Genomic DNA, 17,133 nt, shown 5'->3' on the forward strand with positions numbered 1-17,133 from the left:
CACGTGGGGTGCCGGGGCATGGCGATACGATTCGCTAGTCTATCCATTACGGTGTCAGGAGGGCAGTCGCTTGTAAACCACCAGCGCAGTTGATCTATTCAACACAGCAGTGGCGGCCTCAATTGGCCGCCAGGGTACGCTGCGGCACCTCGAGCACCTGGCCGGTGCGGATGGTGTCGCCCGCCAGGCCATTGTGCTGACGAATGAGGTCGACCGAGGCGCCGAAGCGCGAGGCAATCGAGGAGAGGCTATCGCCCTGGGCGACCACATAGGACTCCCAGCCGGTGGACGATATCATGGGTTCCATGCTGTCGAGTTGCGCCATCAACAACTCCTCGCTATCGGAGGGCACCAGCAGCACCGAGCTGTACTCGGGAGAGATGCTGCCGTTGAGCAGGCCGGGGTTGAGCGCTTCGAGTTCCTCGCGATCGAGGTTGGCCAGCGTTGCCGCCTCGGTCAGATCGATCGGTTGATAGATGTTGATCTTGGCAAAGCCCGGGGCATCCTCAATATCCGGCAAGGCAATGTCATGGGCTTCGGGATCGTCGATGATCGCCGCGATGGCCAGCAGCTTGGGGAGGTAGTTCATGGTTTCCCGCGGTAGCCTCAGGTGCCAGTAATCGTCCGGTTCGCCCTGGCTACTGGCGACTTGCCTGGCCTTGTTGACCGTGCCGGCGCCAGCGTTGTAAGCGGCCAGAGAGAGAAACAGATCCCCCTCATACCACTGCCGGGCCTGCTGCTCGATATAGTCGAGTGCGGCCTGGGTGGAGGCGAGCACATCCATGCGGCCGTCGTAAACCCCGTTACGCGCCAGACCCAGCGCATCGCTGGTGCCTGGCATGAACTGCCACAGTCCAGATGCCCCCCTCGAACTGCGGGCATAGGGATCGAAGGAGCTCTCGACGAAAGGCAGCAGCGCGATTTCTCCAGGAAGACCACGGGCATCGAGCTGTTCCGTGATCCAGTAAAGCCAGGGACGAGCGCGTTCGGTGATGGCAACGATGTTATGCGGGTTGGCGCGGTAACGGTCGATCCACTCCTGCACTCTGCTGTGGTAACGCTTGTCCTGCCACTGGAAGCTCTCGCGAAGCCTTGCCCATGCGTCTGCGGCGCTTCGCGGTTCGAGCAGCACGGCGTGCCAGAAATAGAAGTAGCGCTCCGTGGCGTGGATTGAGCGTTCGTTCTGGACGGGGTGGCCTTGAGCGGTGGCCAGCTGCCCAAAGCTCAGACACAGCAGGGCGCCCGCCAGGAGCGTTACCAGGCGGCGCGAAGCCAGATGAATCATGATGTCGTTTCCTTTGAGATACGCGTACTGATCGAACCCATTAGAATCGATCCTTCCAGGCGCGCAGCGTGGCGAACGTCGCCAGCGGTGAGTCGCTGTCACCATGCTGACTGGCGGAGGCCTGCACGGCGACATGATCGCAGCGGAGGAAGGGGTTGATCTGCCGCTCGCGTGCCAGCTCGGCGGGAAGCGTGGGGCGCCCCTGCTCGAGGTTCTGGTGGCACTGGTCGATATGACGATCCAGCAAACGGTTGTCGGGCTCGACGGCCTTGGCGAAGCGCAGGTTGGCTGCGGTATATTCGTGGGCGGCGAAGACCAGTGTATCGTCAGGCAAGGCGGCGATACGTGAGAGCGAGTCGTACATCTGCTCGGGCGATCCCTCGAACAGCCTGCCGCAACCGCCCGAGAAGAGGGTGTCACCACTAAACAGGAGCGCAGGAATGCCTGTAGTGTAGAAGGCGATATGGTCAAGGGTGTGACCGGGGACCGCCATTACCTCAAAACGTCTCCCCAGTAGCGTGCATTCGTCGCCATCGCCGACTCGTGTATCGATGCCCTTGATGGCGGGGTTTTCCGGTCCGATGACATATGGGGAATAACGGCGTATCAACTCATCCAGACCACCGGTATGATCGTGGTGATGATGCGTGACGAGTATGCTGTCGAGGATGAGGGAGTCCTGCTCGATTTGCTTGATGACGGGGGCGGCATCGCCGGGATCGACGACGGCTACTCGGTTAGAACCATCCTGTCGTAGCAGCCAGATATAATTGTCATTGAAGGCGGCGATCGGTATCACACTCAGCATGGTTACGATCCTTGGTTCAGGTCTAATGCCACTGACTTAACACCATAGGAAGCCCAAGTCGTAGTCGTGTAATGTGTTGATATTCTGGCTATTAAAAGCGCAACTTGGGCATGGATGGTCACGAAGAAAGCGTACTTTGGAGGCTTGGCCACGCTGTGTCAAATTCGGATATGACGATATCACTGGCGAGACTGGTGCAGGAGGGCCGGGAGTATTGGGCTTCGGCCGATGGCCAGGCCCACTGGCAGGCCGAGCGAGCCTGCCTGGGCCCGGTGTGCGAATCGCTTTTCGGCTTGCATAGCCTCGAGCTGGGTTTTGGGCCGAGGCTATGCGACATGTCGCCCATTCGCCATCCGTTGCGTTGGGCGCCCACGCGTGAGCTCGCCGAACATTCCTCCACGCTGATCTGTCGTCCTGATAGCCTGCCTCTGCCGGATGAAACGCTGCAACTGGTGGTCATTCATCACCTGCTCGAGGTGCTGTCCAGGCCACATCAGGTACTCCAGGAAGCTGCCCGGGTGACAGCCGATAGTGGTCGACTGATCATCTTTGGCTGGGAGCCGCTTGGTGTTTCGGGATGGGGAAGGCTATGGCCGAGTCGTCGGCCCCATCTTCCCTGGCGGGGGCACTGGCGAACGCCGGGTAGCCTTAGGGACTGGCTGGCATTTGTCGACTTCGAGATCGAGCGGGTAGACTACTGCGGCTTTCATCTGCCAGGCACGCTGCCACGCAACGCAACGCTCGAGACCTTGGGCAGGCGCTACAACTTGCCATTTGGCGATACTTTCATGATACGTGCCAGGCGGCGTTCCCAGTTGGCCCGAATACAGCGTCCTAAACTTTCGCTTCGTTCTTCAGCGCTGGGTGGCGCTTCGCTGGGTGGGCAGGCAACGAGGCTTGGACGAAAAACCGATAGGGTGACCGAAGGTGACTGACACCGTAATACCATACGTGACCGTGTATACCGATGGTGCCTGCCGCGGTAATCCCGGCCCCGGGGGATGGGGAGCGGTGCTGATCAGTGGTCAGCACGAAAAGGCGCTCAAGGGCCATGAAGTGGTCACGACCAACAATCGCATGGAGCTGATGGCAGCCATCATGGCGCTGCGCGAGCTCAAGCGGGAGTGCCAGGTCGCATTGTGGACCGACTCGCAATATCTGCGCAAAGGCATTACCGAGTGGATTCACAATTGGCAGAAGCGCGGCTGGAAAACCGCGACCAAGCAGCCGGTCAAGAATGCGGAGTTGTGGCGCGAACTGCTGGCCGAGACGCAACGCCACCGGGTCGAGTGGCATTGGGTCAAGGGCCACAGCGGCCACCCGGGCAACGAGCGTGCTGACCAGTTGGCCAACGAAGCGATCGATGAAGCGGCCGCGTTGACCTGAAAGGGCATCGCGCGACGGATAATCAAGCGAGACACTCATGCGACAGATCGTACTCGATACGGAAACCACCGGCATCGATCCCAAGGAAGGCCACCGCCTGATCGAGATAGGGGCAGTGGAGATGGTCAATCGCCGGTTTACCGGCAGGACATACCATCAATACATCAATCCGCAGCGTGAAATCGAGGCGGAGGCGATCGGCGTACATGGCATCACCAATGAGCGTGTCGCCAACGAGCCGCAATTTGATATCATCGCCGACGAATTCTGGACTTTCATCGAAGGAGCAGAGCTGGTAATCCACAATGCGGCCTTCGATGTGGGTTTCATCGATCACGAACTCAGCATGCTCAACAACCGGCGGGGAGAGCCTAGACTGGGGCCGGTGGCGAGCCATTGCCGCGTTCTCGATACCTTGAAGCTGGCACGTGACAAGCACCCGGGGCAGCGCAATAGTCTGGATGCCCTATGCAAGCGCTACGACATCGACAATGGCCACCGTGTACTGCACGGCGCCTTGCTCGATGCCGAGATCCTCGCCGAGGTCTATCTGGCGATGACCGGCGGCCAGACGGCCCTCTCGCTTGACGCTAATGCCGCCACGCAGACGAGCGATGCCGGACGCACGGGCATTCACAGGCTCGACCCGTCACGGCCGCGGTTGGCTGTCATCGTCCCTTCTGCCGACGAACTGGCCGCTCATCAAGTCAAGCTGGCCCAGATTCGCGCTTCCGCCGGCCAGTGCCGGTGGGATGAGCTATCCGCCCTGGAGGGCGGCAGTGAGGTGCACTGATGCTGAGGCGTGATCTCCCCCTCGATACGCGCCATGGCTATCTGATTCGTCTGGCCGATGGCCGCATTGCGCCGTCACCGGAAGGGCTTTTGTGGCATGCCCCGCAAGCGTGGCCGGATGAGGCCTTGCCGCTGGGCTACTGGCATGATGAGCCGATCGCGGTGAGCCTCGAGGCGAGTGAGGAGAGCAAGCACTGGCCTGACGGCCGTGAATGGCTAGCGCGCCTGCCTGAGTCGCACTATCCGCTGCTCTCCACGGTGCTTCAGCTAGGCCATTGGTGGCGCGATCACCGTTTCTGTGGACGCTGTGGTGCGCAGGCGATACGCCTCGATCATGAATTCGCAATGCATTGTGATGCCTGTGGCCATCGAAACTACCCGCGAATCTCACCCTGCATCATCACCTTGGTCACCCATGGCGATGCCATGTTGCTGGCGCGTAGTCCACGCTTTCCGCCAGGCCGCTACTCGACGCTTGCCGGATTCATCGAGCCGGGTGAAGCGGCGGAGGAGGCGGTACGTCGGGAGGTGTTCGAAGAAGTCGGAGTGCAGGTGGGGCGCATCAGTTACTACCGAAGCCAGGCTTGGCCATTTCCCCATTCGCTGATGCTGGGCTTCTTCGCCGAGGCGGCGAGTCGCCGCATTCGTATCGACGAGAAGGAGATCGCCGATGCGGCCTGGTTCTCGCCACGTCAGCTACCGCAACTGCCGCCACCTTACTCGATCTCGCGGGCGCTGATCGAGTCGCACCTCCAGGCCGTGTCGCGAGATGGGCGTTGACAAAGGGTGCTGGGTCTAAGGGGGAAATACCGCTGCCAAGGGGGAGACAGCGGTCAGTGCATCAGCGATTCGGAAACAGGCTGGTCAGCTTGGTAGCCAGCATCACATTGCCGGTCGCTTTCAACTTGCCTGTCATGAAGGCCGTCATCCCGTTGATTTCGCCATTCATTACGCCCTTGAGCGTGTCGGTGGTCATGCTCAGCGTGACGGAAGGATCGTCGTGCTCGCCCTCCTGCACATTCAGAATGCCATCCTTCACCACCAGGTAGTAGTTGTCGGCATCGGTGAAGATGAACTGAAAGACCTCGTCCATGCCCTTGGCGGCGTCGGCGTCGAAACGGTTTTGCAGCTTGTCGATGATGGGATTGGCCATATCGCGATCCTATAGCAGAAGAAGAGAAGGAAAACTTGACCACGAGATGGAGCGTGGCATGAGTGAGGTTATTTCAAACGGACGTTTGAGGCAACCCGGTGAGCCTCGACGATCATCTCAATAAACAAGGAGAGCCTTGTGAGCGAGTGGCTGAGCCATTATGGCATGTTTTTGCTGCAGGTACTGACCCTGGTGGCAGGGGTGGGGCTGGTAGTGGCTCTGGTGAGCCGTCGTCGGAGCGGGGCGGGAGAGCGGACTCAGCTGTTGCTTGAAGATCTCAACGAGCGCTATCGCAAACGTCATCGTCGCGTGCGGCTGGAGGGAATGGCGTCGGCGCACCGCAAGGGGGCGATGAAAGCCTACCGTCGTGAAGACAAGCAGCGGCTCAAGGCGGCCAAGGGCGACGAGCATGAGGCGGTGAGCCAGCCCAATGTCTGGGTACTCGAGTTCCAGGGCGATCTACGCGCCTCGGCCACGACACGGCTCGGTGAGGAGATATCGGCATTACTGGGGGCGGCGGAGCAGGGCGATGAAGTGGTTCTCCAGTTGGAGTCGGCCGGTGGTCTGGTACATGCCTATGGCCTCGCGTCGGCGCAGCTGGATCGGCTGCGCCACGCCGGGCTGACGCTGACCGTGTGCGTGGATAAGGTGGCGGCAAGTGGCGGCTACATGATGGCCTGCTGCGCCAATCGCATCCAGGTGGCTCCCTTCGCCGTGCTGGGGTCGATCGGCGTCGTAGCGCAGTTGCCCAACGTCAACCGGCTGCTCAAGCGGCATGATATCGATGTGGAGATCATGACCGCGGGACGCTACAAGCGAACCTTGACCGTCTTCGGTGAAAATACCGAGGAGGGGCGCGAGAAGTTCAGCGAGAATCTCGAAAATACCCACCATTTGTTCAAGACGTTCGTGGCCGAGCGCCGGCCGGGAGTGGATATCGAGGCAGTCTCGACTGGGGAGATCTGGTACGGCAGCCAGGCCATCGATAACGGCCTGGCGGATCAGATCGGCACCTGCGAGGGGTATCTTCTGGAGCGCATGAAGACGGCCAGGGTAATCAAGGTGAAGCTGGAGTCCCGCAGGTCGTTTGGAGAGCGGCTTGGCGTGGCCGTCTCTCATGGCGTTGAGCGCGCGGTGGAGCGAACCTTGGAGGCACTGGATGCCACGCGCTGGCTGCGGCGTTAAACCTGCATGAGGGTGGCCTAGGGTTGGTGGCATCTCAGGGTGGATAGAGCTTCATCAAGGTGGCGATCAGTTGTCGTGCTTGCTCGCCCTGGAGCGAGTAGTAGATCGTTTGTGATGCGCGTCGGGTGGCGACCATCCCTTCCCGGCGCAGGATTGCCAGGTGCTGAGACAGAGCCGACTGGCTCAGGCTGAGCTTGGTATTGAGTTCAGTGACCGAAAGCTCCGATTCGTCGAGCAGACACAGGATTCGAAGGCGGTTTTCATTGGCCATGGCTTTCAATAACGCCGTGGCCTCCTTTAGCGTACTGTCTCCGGCGTCCAGGAATTGGGCGGCGTGGTGAGTACTCATGGCAAAGCTCCCTAATATCCTTAACGGCAGGGCCTGCAGTTAATAGCGAAATGATAATTAATCGAATTAACGCATGACCTCTTGCGAGTTGTATTCCATTGTAGTCCCTATTCATTTAGTAAAGCTTCAATAAGTTTGCCACCCCTTGTCAGACAGTGATTTAACGATTGGTCAATGGCATGAAGTTTTGACCAGTAATATAAGAGAATAAGTTGAGGAGGAGGTCACCATACGGTCGACTTTAGTCCTGCTCTATCCAATGGTAGGAAGGTAATTTCGCATACTTTCTCTAGAATCGAGTGTTATCCGAGCCAAACGCCTCGACCCTGAGTTCGTCACGAGTAACCGCTATGAGTCGTTATCACGATATCTATCGTCACTCCCAGGAAGCGCCAGCGGCATTCTGGGCGCTGCAGGCTGAGCGTATCCCCTGGTTCACGCCCCCTTCGCAGATATTGGAGCATGACGAACATGGCCATGCCCGCTGGTTCGTGGATGGCGAAATGAATACCTGCCATGCGGCGCTGGATTATCAAATCGATCAGGGAAGAGGCGAGCAGGACGCTGTCATTTGGGACTCCCCCGTGACAGGCGCTAAACGCCGTCTGACCTATCGGCAGATGCGCGATGAGGTGGCCAGGCTGGCGGGAACGCTGATGGACCTGGGCGTAGGCCGGGGCGATCGCATTATCATCTATATGCCCATGGTGCCCGAGGCGCTGATGGCCATGTATGCCTGTGCCCGATTGGGGGCGGTGCATTCGATGGTGTTTGGCGGCTTTGCCCCGCATGAGCTTGCGGTACGCATCGAGGATGCTGAGCCAAAGGTCATCCTGGCCGCCTCTTGTGGCGTCGAGGTCGAGCGTCTCGTGCCATACAAGCCGATACTCGACGAGGCGCTAACGCTCAGCCGTCATCAGCCAAGCGCATGCATGATTCTCCAGCGTGACATGATGCCTGCGACACTGGGTGAATTGGACCATGATTGGCTGTCACTGGTGGCCGGCGCCGTACCGGCCGAGTGCGTGCCGGTCAAGGCCACCGATCCGCTCTACATTCTCTATACCTCAGGCACCACCGGCAAACCCAAGGGAGTGATCCGCGACAACGGCGGACACGCCGTCGCCCTGCATTACTCGATGGAGACCATCTATGGCATGTCGCCAGGTGAGGTATTCTTCTCTGCCTCGGATGTCGGCTGGGTGGTGGGGCACTCCTATATCGTCTATGCCCCCTTGCTGTACGGATGCACTACGGTGGTATACGAAGGCAAGCCGGTCAAGACGCCGGATGCCGGTGCCTTCTGGCGCCTGATCGAGGAGTACCAGGTCAAGGCCTTCTTCACCGCGCCTACGGCGTTTCGCGCTATCAAGAAGGAGGATCCGGACGGCAAATGGCTCGAGAAGTACGATATCTCGTCTCTGCGTGCGCTTTTTTTGGCTGGCGAGCGTCTCGATCCACCCACCTTCCATTGGCTCGAGGGCCTGCTCGACGTACCGGTGGTCGATCACTGGTGGCAAACCGAGACTGGCTGGCCGATCGCTGCCAATCTTCAGGGGCTTGAGCCAGTGCCTGCCAAGGCAGGATCGGCCACCTATCCGGTACCTGGATTCATGGTCGAGGTCCTCAACCGTGACGGCGAGCCGGCCGCTGCCGGTGAGCAGGGGAGCGTAGTGATACGCGAACCCATGCCCCCCGGATGCCTGGCGGGCATCTGGCGTGATGCCAAGCGATTTCACAGCGCCTATATGGCCGCCTTTCCCGGCTACTACCTGACCGGGGATGGAGGTTACTTCGACCGCGAGGGGTATCTTTTCATCATGGGGCGTACCGATGACGTGATCAACGTCGCCGGTCATCGTCTCTCCACCGGCGAGATGGAGGAAGTGGTAGGCGCGCATCCTGCCGTGGCGGAGTGTGCGGTGATCGGCATTCACGATGCACTGAAAGGACAGGTGCCCGTGGGGTTGGTCATCCCCAAGGATGGTTTCGATGGCGATGAGGATGCGCTGGAGAAAGCGCTGATTGCCTTGGTCCGTGAGCAGATTGGAGCGATTGCTTGCTTTCGCGAGGTTCTGGTGGTGCCGCGCTTGCCCAAGACGCGCTCCGGCAAGATTCTGCGCAAGCTGCTGCGTACCATTGCCGATGGCAAAGAGTACGGCATCCCCTCGACCATCGATGACCCCGCCAGTCTCGAGGATGTCCATGAGGCCATGTGCCAGCGCGATCTGGGGCTTGCCGCCCAGGCGCGTCCTCTCTAGCGGCTAGTGCCAGCTGGCGATCAACGCGTTATCATAGCGGGCTGCTGACGCCACGATGCGTGGCGTCTACCGTTGGCAGAGGGTTCCCTCACCCCTCGCATGAAAAAAGGCTCGCTATGTTCGTCCTCACTCCCCGTCAGGCAAGCCGTTGCCTGATGGCACTGGTGGCATTTCACATCGCTGTGATTGCTGCCAGCAACTATCTCGTCCAGCTCCCCTTTACGCTGTTCGGTTTTCATACCACCTGGGGGGCGTTCAGCTTTCCCTTCATCTTTCTGGCAACCGACCTTACCGTCCGGTTGTTCGGCAAGCACACGGCCAGAGCGATCATTGCACGTGTGATGCTGCCCGCATTGGCAATCTCTTACGTGGTGTCGGTGGTGTTTCCCCGTGGAGGGTTCGCTGGGCTTGAAGCGTTAGGGGAGTGGAATCTTTTCGTGGCTCGCATTGCCCTGGCAAGCTTCATGGCTTATGTCTTGGGACAACTGCTCGATATCCACATCTTTGCCCGGCTGCGCAGCATGCGTGCCTGGTGGGTGGCGCCGGCCGTGTCGACGGTCTTTGGCAACCTTGCCGACACTTTTGCGTTCTTCTCGATCGCTTTCTATGCCAGCCCCGACCCGTTCATGGCGGCCAACTGGTTGGAGATCGCTTGGGTCGATTACGTCATCAAGCTGGGAATCAGCCTGCTATTCTTCTTGCCGATGTATGGCTTGCTGCTCGGATGGCTGTCGCGCCGGCTGGTGGGGTGGACGGGACAGCAGGACCTGAAGCCCGGCCTGGCGGTGGGCGGGGATCGCTAACACACACTGATCTGGAGGCGCTCATGGCGCTCGAGCTTCACCACTTGGAGAGCGGAGACGAGGGCGTCCCGCTCGTCGTGATCCACGGCTTGCTGGGCAGTGCCGACAATTGGCGCTCGCATATCAAACAGTGGCAACAGCGGCGGCGGGTCGTGGCCGTCGATCTGCGCAACCATGGCCGCTCGCCGCATGCTGCGGGTATGCGCTATGCCGAGATGGCCGGAGATGTCCTGGCGCTGCTCGATAGACTCGAGATAACGACATGCCATCTGCTCGGCCACTCCATGGGCGGCAAGGTTGCCATGACATTGGCGCGTCAGACGCCTGAACGAGTCGCTTCATTGATCGTTGCCGATATTGCACCGGTTACCTACCGCCATGGCCATGACGAGATATTTGGCGGGCTGCGACATGTGGAGGCCATTGCACCCACCAACCGCCGCGATGCCGATGCCCTGTTGGCCGAGTATGTCGAGGAGAAACCCATTCGACTGTTCCTGGCGACCAATCTGGTAAAACGAGAGGATGGCGTCATGCAATGGCGCGTCGGCCTCGATGAGATCATGGCCGGTTACGAGGAGATACGCGGTCTGCCCGAGGGAGATCGTCCTTATGAGGGGGCCAGCCTGGTTCTGCGCGGCGGACGTTCGAACTATGTACGTGACGATTTCCTGCCCCAGGTGCGTGAGGTCATGCCGGCGGCCAGGATCGTGACGCTGGACGCCGGGCACTGGCTCCACTCGGAACAGCCCGAGGCATTCCAGTCGGCGGTCAATGGCTTTCTCGAGACGCTTGAAGCCGAGGTGTCGAAGTAGCTGCGCTAGCGCCGATGGCGCCATTTCAGCGTGAGTGCAGATCGACTGCCAGGCGCTCGACGGGGCTGCGCGATGCGATGTGTCCGTGTTCATGAAGATAGGCATCGAGCGTTTCGTAGCGGCGAGCCTCAAGTGCCGAGGGGCGCTGGGCCAAGAGTGACAGCGTCTCTCGCCAAGCGCGACGATTGACCGTGGTATCGAGGCCGGGCTCGGCATCTACCAATCTCCTCCACGCGTCGTCCGGATGGTTGAGCATCCACAGGTTGGCCTCTTCCAGTGCCACGAGCAGCCGCTGTATTTCACTGCGTTTGGTCGCCAGATGGTCACGATTGGCCATCATTATCAGACCGTCGTGTAGAGGATAGCCATGCTCCTCCGCCAAGAAACTGCGCGACACGATGCCCTCTTCTTCCAGTTGCAAGGGGAGGGTGTGGCGCATGGGGGCGATGACCGCATCGACATGCTGTTGCACCAAGGCCTGGCTCAAGGCGAAGTTGAGGTTATGCAGCGTGATATTGCCCAGAGAGAAGTCGAATTGAGACAACATCGCTTCTAGGATGGCATTGGTATCGTCCACGGCATAACCGATGCTCCGTCCCTCGAGCTGTGCCGGCGTCTCGATATCACTGTCCTGACGAACCGTAAGCATCACAAGCGGTCTGCCTATCAGGGTGGCAACGCGTATGAGAGGAAGTCCCTGATCAACCTGCATGTGCAACTGCGGTTGCCGACCCAGTGCGAGGTCGATCCGTGAGGCGGCCAGCAACTTTGTCGGCACGCTGGGGTCTGCTGGTACGGTAATGCGAACGTTCAGCCCCTGCTTTTCGAAGTAGCCGAGCTTGCGAGCGATCAGTAGAGAGGCATGCTGGGGGCTGAGATACCAGTCGAGAACGATATGCAGCTCGCTTAATGGCGGCGGTGCGATCGGCTCCGGCTCGCGTAGGGTCACCGATGGCACGAATGGCGCTTCGCTTAGAGCTCCTGCGTGCTCTTTAGGAGAACGTTTTTGCCAGAAGGGCGCCTCGACTTGGGGAATGGGGTCGCGCTGACTGGCTGGCAACGCAGGCTGGGACTCTAGACTCATCTCGTCAGTGGCCTCCGCGATCGCCTCGCTGGAGATGGGCGCAACCAGCCAGGGGGCTGCCAAACTGAGAATAAGTAACGCCAGCAGGGGGAGCCAGGCGAGGCGAGAACCTATGCACGACATGTCGTATCTCCAGAAGCAAGCGCCGGGCAGTACCGAGCGGGCCCGCGAGCGAAGGGGAGCAATTGTAGCCTTGGCAGAGGGATTCACCTAATCGTGGTATGAGTAATGCGTGGCGCCCAGCGAACCCAGCGAAAGGGTTAATCGCCGTGGTTTGAGCGCTATGACATAATCAATCTTCACATTTTTTACGGGTTGCCATGGATAGCCTCAATACCTTCTTTCTTCTCGGCGGTTTTCTCATCGCTCTGAGCATTCTAGCAAGTCGCCTCTCCACTCTGTTCGGTCTACCTCTGCTCATCATCTTCCTGGGGCTGGGCATGCTTGCCGGCGAGGAAGGCGTGCTGGGTATCCAATTCGACGATTACAGTGCCGCGTTCGTCATCGGTCATTTGGCTCTGGCAATGATCCTGCTTGATGGCGGTTTGAGAACCCGCTTGAAGACTTTCCGCGTTGGCTTCAGGCCGGCGCTCTCCCTTGCCACGCTGGGCGTTTTCATCACCAGTGGTGTGGTCGGGTTATTCGCCATGTGGATTCTCGATTTAAGCCTGTTCCAAGGCCTGCTGGTGGGTGCCATCGTAGGCTCCACCGATGCCGCTGCCGTATTTTCGATGCTGGGTGGACGCGGCATCAATCTCAACGAGCGCGTGGGTGCCACGCTCGAGATCGAGTCAGGCACCAACGACCCCATGGCGATCTTTCTCACCATCATGCTGGTAGAGCTATTGGTGGGAGACATCGGTGGTTTCGTGGAGACGTTTCTCTTTCTGGCCAGCCAGTTCGGCTTGGCCCTGGTGATCGGGGTCGGCGCCGGCTGGTTGAGCGCCAAGCTGCTTCGCATGCTCGACCTGGCCCCTGGCCTCTACTCGCTGCTGGCCCTGGCCTTGGGTTTCTTCGTCTTTGGCTTGACCAGCATGCTGGGGGGTAGCGGCTTCCTGGCGATCTACCTGACCGGACTGATGATTGGCAACCGGCCGGGACGTCACCTCAACTTTATTCTTCCCGTCCACGATGGGTTGGCTTGGCTCAGCCAGATCGGCCTGTTCCTAGTGCTTGGGCTGCTGGTGACGCCAAGTGAGTTGCTGGAATATGCACTGCCTGCACTGCTGGTAGGCCTGGTCTTGATTTTCGTGGCACGTCCGCTTGCCGTGTTCATAGCCATTAAGCCCTTCTTCAAGTTCCGCTGGCGCGAGATCGGGTTCATCTCCTGGGTAGGGCTGCGTGGTGCGGTTCCCATCGTGCTGGCGATTTTTCCCGTCATTGGTGGTGTCGAAAATGCCTCCCTCTACTTCAACATGGCATTCGCGGTAGTGCTGATGTCGCTGCTGCTGCAGGGCGGGACGCTGTCGCTGATGGCACGCCTGATGAAGGTCGAGGTACCGATCGGCGCGACGCCGAACCATCGAGGACTGTTGGGTGTCCTGCCGGAAAACGATTATGAGATGTTCGTCTATCAGGTAGTTAATGAAGAGCTCGACGATGTGCCGATTCGCCTGCTGCGCTTTCCTTCCGGTGCCTTGATCTCGGCACTGTTTCGTCAGCACTCGATGTTGCACCCGAAGGGCAGTACGCGGCTGCGATTGGGCGACGTGCTCTGTGTGATCGGCCGTACCGGTGATCTGCCGGCACTCAACCGGCTCTTCAATGGCGATGCCACGCTCAAGCATGAGCGTGCTTTCTTTGGCACCTTCACGCTTGAGGGCGACGCCTTTATGAGCGATGTGGCTGCCGCCTACGGCTTGACGCTAAGCCCAGGAGAGCAAGGCATGACATTGAGTGAGTTCGTGTCGCTGCGGGTCGGTGGGCACCCGGTGGTAGGAGATGACGTAGGCTGGCACGGTATTCACTGGGTCGTCAGCGAAATGGAGGGTAACCGGGTGACCAAGGTGGGGCTGCGTCTCTATCAATAACCTCCCGGCCGGACCATGAGCGAGATGGATAACGCCTTGATCGCAAACCGGCTCTTGACGAATCCAGCGAAGCTGGTATTATCTCTCGCCGTGAGCCGGAGGGATGGCAGAGCGGTTGAATGCACCGGTCTTGAAAACCGGCAAGGGTGAAAGCCCTTCCAGGGTTCGAATCCCTGTCCCTCCGCCAGGCGAAATACAACCAATTGGAAAACTCTAATCAGCAGTGCAACTAAAAGCGGGAGCTTTACAGTTAGCCAATGCATTCGGGTGGTCCAACGTACAAGTGTGAACCCACACTCTCTGGGTACCGGACCAATCCCATGCAGACTTGATGGCATGGCTCAAAAGCGGTCCACCAAAGCCCTTGCCAATAGCACCGGGGGCCAAGCCAAAGTAAAGAATCTCGGTATTGACTCCACCTGGCCGGTACAGCTCATAATACCCAGCGATACTCCCACGGTAATAGGCCACCCAAGTACGATGACAGTCGCTTTCTACTAGCTCCCGCCATTGATCATCAATCCAGCTATCGCGATCTCCCCATTCCCAATCGGCACCAACAAGCTGGTATAAAAACCTATTCAACTGATACTGTGGCTCCTCGCATTCCACAACAGACAGAATTTCAGGAAGTGGCTTAGAATGGAGCTCATCTGAAGACTTCATCTCTAGGAAGAAGGTTTTTACATTGCTGGCGATCATTCTATAGCCTCGAACGAAAAATTATAACGCTCAGCTCTGCACCGGGGTAAGTCCAGCAGTTATCGATGCGTGTCCACTGGAGTGGGGAAGTCCAACGCGCACATCATTTACTTGTTAGCGTCTTCGCCATACGTTCTAAGTCTGTTGCTACCCCTTCCAATCCAAAAAAGTTAGTAGGATGTTCATAAAGCATATCGTGAGTCATAGGGTCGGGCTGATATTCGGAAAGCCTAGTCCTTAGCTCATCCCTCAACAGGATCGCATCGACCTTATACTCCCTCGAATACTCACCGAGAGCCATGCCCATAATCCGCATCAAAGGATCAGCAGCACCCAGCTGCCGTTGTTCGTCATCGTCGTCATGTCGGTCTTCCTGATCTCTACTGACATTGATAGTAGCCTCCTCATAGGCCGAATGATATTTGTCTTTGATATCTCGAATACCTCGGACCACACCTAGCGCCTTGTCCCGCAGGGCTTCCTCTGTAGTATCCACCACTTCCATATGCTTATCTTCAAGTTGCAGTGCGCGAGAGCGGTACTGGTCTACTTGCTCATCTTTGAGGTGAATTCTCTCTCTTAGAGTCTCATTGGTCGCACGCAGCTGCTCGACAACAGACCCGTATCGCCACCGAGCCAAAGCATAAGCAGCCATCAAAACCAGCACGGAAAAAATCACGAAATCAAGCGGCGCCTGTGAAAGCGCATCCCATTCACTTGATAGGTGGTCGATTAGTTTATCCATTAATTAACTATACCCTTGCTAACGCTTTGGGATAAGCTGCCAATTTGGAGCGGAAGCGGAAAATTGGTCGGCTTCATTCACTTGTTAGATTGTTGGCCTTCTTGGACCGAAGTTATAGCGTCCAAACTCCAGGTGTTGCCTTTCCTTTGTAACTGACCGGACGCTACCAACTCCCTTCCCTCGGAATGTGCTTTTAAAGCCCTCAAATAGGAGTCAGGACCAAGTGCCAAACGAACCTCAATCAGGCCATGATCTGAATGATCGACCTTAATAGCTACTGTCCGTCTCGCACTCCCCTCAGAGGGGTTCGCAACACAATGTAAATTAACTACTCGCCCAGATATTTGCTGCGCTGTTGGCTCGACAATCTTCAATTTTTCGGATGCATAGCTGAGCATGCTAACTTGAGCTTCTCCTACAGTTACGCTGCGGAACGAAACGACATCCTCAGACGGTTCTAATATGGTGGCCCAATCGATGTCTACGCCAAAATTTAGCTCTCCACCAAGACCAATTTGAGCTAATGCATCGCACATACGAGCATTTAGTGCTCTTTCGTAGGAGGAAATCAGGATATCGGGATCATCATTACGAACCGCACTATCGAGAGCCACGAGGCCCCTAGCTATCCTTTCAACAATACGTCTATTTACTGGCAGCTCAAATAGGTCTCGATCCTCTTGTTCATTAATAATTGGACTAGACACTTCAAATCCAAAGCTTCCTCGGAAAGTATGGCAAAATTTAAAGTCGCCAAGATACTCTTGAGCGGCTGGTAAGGGCTGCTCAAAGTGAGGAAAGCTTTTTATTTCAGAGCAGCCAGAATATAAAAAAAGATTTCTAATTGCCTTAATATGCTTAGAAGCGTCATCAATAGGCAACGAGCTGACAGAATCAGGAACTTGAAGTCGCAGCTTCACTGAATCAGCATTTTCAACCATCAATCCTGAAAGTATTTCAGATACTGGCTTATCCTCAATCTGAGAAAGAGCTTCTATCGATTGTTGAATGCGCTCTCTGAAATCGATAAATGATTCGCTGCCCGGCAGGATAAGCTCCAGCGATTGATCCGAATCCACATCGAGCTTGAAGATCTGCCATTTTTTTCCGTTGGTTGCATATTGCTTCCAACCCTTTCTATAAAGGTAGTTTTTTAGATCAAACAACCTGACTCGATCTATATTCTCCAAAATATTATTGCCCGAGCGAATCATGAGACAGCCCCCATGAGTAGCTTTTCTTTAAGGCCCAGCAATGATTCTGGCGTAAGCAAGTGATCTCTAGGTATTCTAATACGCTTCGAGCTTGAGTTGGGAGATTCAGGCCCTTCGACGAAGTAATAGTAACAGCATTTTTTTATGGTCAACTCGTCTTCACACGCGGCCATCCACAAAGATTTATCATCTGGTAGACAGCACAAAACCAAAGCACATGGCAAAGCTGACTGGTCCCGCCTGAAAACAAGTCGGTTGAATGCATCGGCTTCCATATCGTAGACAACATAGTCATCTTCCAGAGACCAATTTACGCTTGCTTTAAGCTGCAGCGAAAGAAATGCGCCCATATCAATACGCTTGTTTCCATAGGAAGTGATATTGCGAACTTCAAGATCAATACCAAAGTCCTTTGAAATCGAATTCGGAACAAAGCCAGACCGAGCGACAATCGCACTGACGTAGGATTCGCTAATTAGCTCTTCAATGGTCTGAACTGGGAGCATGGACACAAACTTCCT

18 protein-coding genes and 1 tRNA gene are annotated in these 17,133 nt (G+C 57.3%); 10 read left to right on the forward strand and 9 right to left on the reverse strand.

Translation table 11 applies throughout. The annotated features are described in order from the left end of the window. Nucleotides 1-118 precede the first annotated feature (118 nt). A complete protein-coding gene (locus HJD22_RS06295) occupies nucleotides 119-1,285 on the reverse strand; it encodes a transglycosylase SLT domain-containing protein (RefSeq protein WP_208655973.1) in 1,167 nt (388 codons plus the stop codon). Between the two features lie 40 nt (nucleotides 1,286-1,325). Further along, on the reverse strand, nucleotides 1,326-2,093 hold the full coding sequence (gene gloB, locus HJD22_RS06300) for a hydroxyacylglutathione hydrolase (RefSeq protein ID WP_208655972.1): 768 nt from the start codon (nucleotides 2,091-2,093) through the stop codon (nucleotides 1,326-1,328). A gap of 170 nt (nucleotides 2,094-2,263) precedes the next feature. Between gloB and HJD22_RS06305 the strand changes: the two genes are divergently transcribed. The 4 genes from HJD22_RS06305 to nudC are packed head-to-tail and all read left to right on the forward strand — an operon-like array spanning nucleotide 2,264 to nucleotide 5,051. Further along, on the forward strand, nucleotides 2,264-3,028 hold the full coding sequence (locus HJD22_RS06305; protein WP_208655971.1) for a methyltransferase domain-containing protein: 765 nt from the start codon (nucleotides 2,264-2,266) through the stop codon (nucleotides 3,026-3,028). Next, entirely contained in the window at nucleotides 3,021-3,479 is a 459-nt protein-coding gene (rnhA, locus tag HJD22_RS06310) for a ribonuclease HI (protein WP_208655970.1), read from the forward strand. The genes HJD22_RS06305 and rnhA overlap by 8 nt, the downstream gene beginning before the upstream one ends. A 37-nt stretch (nucleotides 3,480-3,516) precedes the next feature. Beyond that, on the forward strand, nucleotides 3,517-4,272 hold the full coding sequence (dnaQ, locus tag HJD22_RS06315; protein ID WP_208655969.1) for a DNA polymerase III subunit epsilon: 756 nt from the start codon (nucleotides 3,517-3,519) through the stop codon (nucleotides 4,270-4,272). Beyond that, complete coding sequence (gene nudC, locus HJD22_RS06320; RefSeq protein ID WP_208655968.1) at nucleotides 4,272-5,051, forward strand: NAD(+) diphosphatase; 780 nt, start codon at nucleotides 4,272-4,274, stop codon at nucleotides 5,049-5,051. Before dnaQ ends, nudC begins: the two co-directional genes overlap by 1 nt. A 61-nt stretch (nucleotides 5,052-5,112) precedes the next feature. Here nudC and HJD22_RS06325 read toward each other — a convergent pair whose 3' ends face one another. Then, entirely contained in the window at nucleotides 5,113-5,424 is a 312-nt protein-coding gene (locus tag HJD22_RS06325; RefSeq protein WP_208655967.1) for an SCP2 sterol-binding domain-containing protein, read from the reverse strand. Between the two features lie 138 nt (nucleotides 5,425-5,562). Here HJD22_RS06325 and sohB point away from each other — a divergent pair, with 138 nt between their 5' ends. Beyond that, nucleotides 5,563-6,609, forward strand: coding sequence for a protease SohB (sohB, locus tag HJD22_RS06330; RefSeq protein ID WP_208655965.1), 1,047 nt, complete (start codon nucleotides 5,563-5,565; stop codon nucleotides 6,607-6,609). A 34-nt stretch (nucleotides 6,610-6,643) separates the two neighbouring features. Here the strand turns inward: sohB and HJD22_RS06335 are convergent, their stop codons facing one another. Beyond that, a complete protein-coding gene (locus tag HJD22_RS06335) occupies nucleotides 6,644-6,958 on the reverse strand; it encodes a metalloregulator ArsR/SmtB family transcription factor (protein WP_208655964.1) in 315 nt (104 codons plus the stop codon). A 350-nt stretch (nucleotides 6,959-7,308) separates the two neighbouring features. On the opposite strand from HJD22_RS06335, the gene HJD22_RS06340 reads away from it, so the two are divergent. From HJD22_RS06340 to HJD22_RS06350, 3 genes are all read left to right on the forward strand, one after another. Continuing rightward, nucleotides 7,309-9,219 (forward strand): propionyl-CoA synthetase, encoded by a 1,911-nt coding sequence (locus HJD22_RS06340; RefSeq protein ID WP_208655963.1) that lies wholly within the window; start codon nucleotides 7,309-7,311, stop codon nucleotides 9,217-9,219. Nucleotides 9,220-9,335: 116 nt separating this feature from the next. Further along, nucleotides 9,336-10,022, forward strand: a complete 687-nt coding sequence (locus HJD22_RS06345) for a 7-cyano-7-deazaguanine/7-aminomethyl-7-deazaguanine transporter (protein ID WP_208655961.1) — start codon at nucleotides 9,336-9,338, stop codon at nucleotides 10,020-10,022. A gap of 23 nt (nucleotides 10,023-10,045) precedes the next feature. Next, the gene (locus HJD22_RS06350; protein WP_208655960.1) at nucleotides 10,046-10,837 is read left to right on the forward strand and encodes an alpha/beta fold hydrolase; all 792 of its coding nucleotides are present in this window, start codon (nucleotides 10,046-10,048) and stop codon (nucleotides 10,835-10,837) included. A 25-nt stretch (nucleotides 10,838-10,862) separates the two neighbouring features. Here HJD22_RS06350 and HJD22_RS06355 read toward each other — a convergent pair whose 3' ends face one another. Further along, nucleotides 10,863-12,044 carry an ABC transporter substrate-binding protein gene (locus HJD22_RS06355; protein ID WP_208655959.1) on the reverse strand — a complete coding sequence of 394 codons (1,182 nt, stop codon included), beginning with the start codon at nucleotides 12,042-12,044 and terminating at the stop codon, nucleotides 10,863-10,865. Nucleotides 12,045-12,241: 197 nt separating this feature from the next. Here HJD22_RS06355 and HJD22_RS06360 point away from each other — a divergent pair, with 197 nt between their 5' ends. Continuing rightward, a complete protein-coding gene (locus tag HJD22_RS06360; protein ID WP_208655957.1) occupies nucleotides 12,242-13,951 on the forward strand; it encodes a potassium/proton antiporter in 1,710 nt (569 codons plus the stop codon). 97 nt (nucleotides 13,952-14,048) lie between these two features. Then, nucleotides 14,049-14,138: transfer RNA gene (locus HJD22_RS06365), tRNA-Ser, on the forward strand. A gap of 26 nt (nucleotides 14,139-14,164) precedes the next feature. Here HJD22_RS06365 and HJD22_RS06370 read toward each other — a convergent pair. The 4 genes from HJD22_RS06370 to HJD22_RS06385 form a co-directional block, all read right to left on the reverse strand. Then, entirely contained in the window at nucleotides 14,165-14,653 is a 489-nt protein-coding gene (locus HJD22_RS06370; RefSeq protein ID WP_248730138.1) for a GNAT family N-acetyltransferase, read from the reverse strand. Between the two features lie 103 nt (nucleotides 14,654-14,756). After that, the gene (locus tag HJD22_RS06375) at nucleotides 14,757-15,398 is read right to left on the reverse strand and encodes a hypothetical protein (RefSeq protein WP_208655109.1); all 642 of its coding nucleotides are present in this window, start codon (nucleotides 15,396-15,398) and stop codon (nucleotides 14,757-14,759) included. Nucleotides 15,399-15,475: 77 nt separating this feature from the next. Beyond that, on the reverse strand, nucleotides 15,476-16,612 hold the full coding sequence (locus HJD22_RS06380) for a hypothetical protein (protein ID WP_208655108.1): 1,137 nt from the start codon (nucleotides 16,610-16,612) through the stop codon (nucleotides 15,476-15,478). Next, nucleotides 16,609-17,118, reverse strand: coding sequence for a DUF4365 domain-containing protein (locus HJD22_RS06385; RefSeq protein ID WP_208655107.1), 510 nt, complete (start codon nucleotides 17,116-17,118; stop codon nucleotides 16,609-16,611). Before HJD22_RS06385 ends, HJD22_RS06380 begins: the two co-directional genes overlap by 4 nt. Nucleotides 17,119-17,133 lie beyond the last annotated feature (15 nt).

The organism is Halomonas sp. TA22, assembly GCF_013009075.1.
GTDB lineage: Bacteria > Pseudomonadota > Gammaproteobacteria > Pseudomonadales > Halomonadaceae > TA22.

Bases quoted from the DNA above. Each gene is read 5' to 3' on its own strand.
- HJD22_RS06295 (WP_208655973.1), bottom strand. From the start codon at position 1,285: ATGATTCATCTGGCTTCGCGCCGCCTGGTAACGCTCCTGGCGGGCGCC.
- gloB (WP_208655972.1), bottom strand. From the start codon at position 2,093: ATGCTGAGTGTGATACCGATCGCCGCCTTCAATGACAATTATATCTGG.
- HJD22_RS06305 (WP_208655971.1), top strand. From the start codon at position 2,264: ATGACGATATCACTGGCGAGACTGGTGCAGGAGGGCCGGGAGTATTGG.
- dnaQ (WP_208655969.1), top strand. From the start codon at position 3,517: ATGCGACAGATCGTACTCGATACGGAAACCACCGGCATCGATCCCAAG.
- nudC (WP_208655968.1), top strand. From the start codon at position 4,272: ATGCTGAGGCGTGATCTCCCCCTCGATACGCGCCATGGCTATCTGATT.
- HJD22_RS06325 (WP_208655967.1), bottom strand. From the start codon at position 5,424: ATGGCCAATCCCATCATCGACAAGCTGCAAAACCGTTTCGACGCCGAC.
- HJD22_RS06335 (WP_208655964.1), bottom strand. From the start codon at position 6,958: ATGAGTACTCACCACGCCGCCCAATTCCTGGACGCCGGAGACAGTACG.
- HJD22_RS06340 (WP_208655963.1), top strand. From the start codon at position 7,309: ATGAGTCGTTATCACGATATCTATCGTCACTCCCAGGAAGCGCCAGCG.
- HJD22_RS06345 (WP_208655961.1), top strand. From the start codon at position 9,336: ATGTTCGTCCTCACTCCCCGTCAGGCAAGCCGTTGCCTGATGGCACTG.
- HJD22_RS06350 (WP_208655960.1), top strand. From the start codon at position 10,046: ATGGCGCTCGAGCTTCACCACTTGGAGAGCGGAGACGAGGGCGTCCCG.
- HJD22_RS06355 (WP_208655959.1), bottom strand. From the start codon at position 12,044: ATGTCGTGCATAGGTTCTCGCCTCGCCTGGCTCCCCCTGCTGGCGTTA.
- HJD22_RS06360 (WP_208655957.1), top strand. From the start codon at position 12,242: ATGGATAGCCTCAATACCTTCTTTCTTCTCGGCGGTTTTCTCATCGCT.
- HJD22_RS06370 (WP_248730138.1), bottom strand. From the start codon at position 14,653: ATGATCGCCAGCAATGTAAAAACCTTCTTCCTAGAGATGAAGTCTTCA.
- HJD22_RS06375 (WP_208655109.1), bottom strand. From the start codon at position 15,398: ATGGATAAACTAATCGACCACCTATCAAGTGAATGGGATGCGCTTTCA.
- HJD22_RS06380 (WP_208655108.1), bottom strand. From the start codon at position 16,612: ATGATTCGCTCGGGCAATAATATTTTGGAGAATATAGATCGAGTCAGG.
- HJD22_RS06385 (WP_208655107.1), bottom strand. From the start codon at position 17,118: ATGCTCCCAGTTCAGACCATTGAAGAGCTAATTAGCGAATCCTACGTC.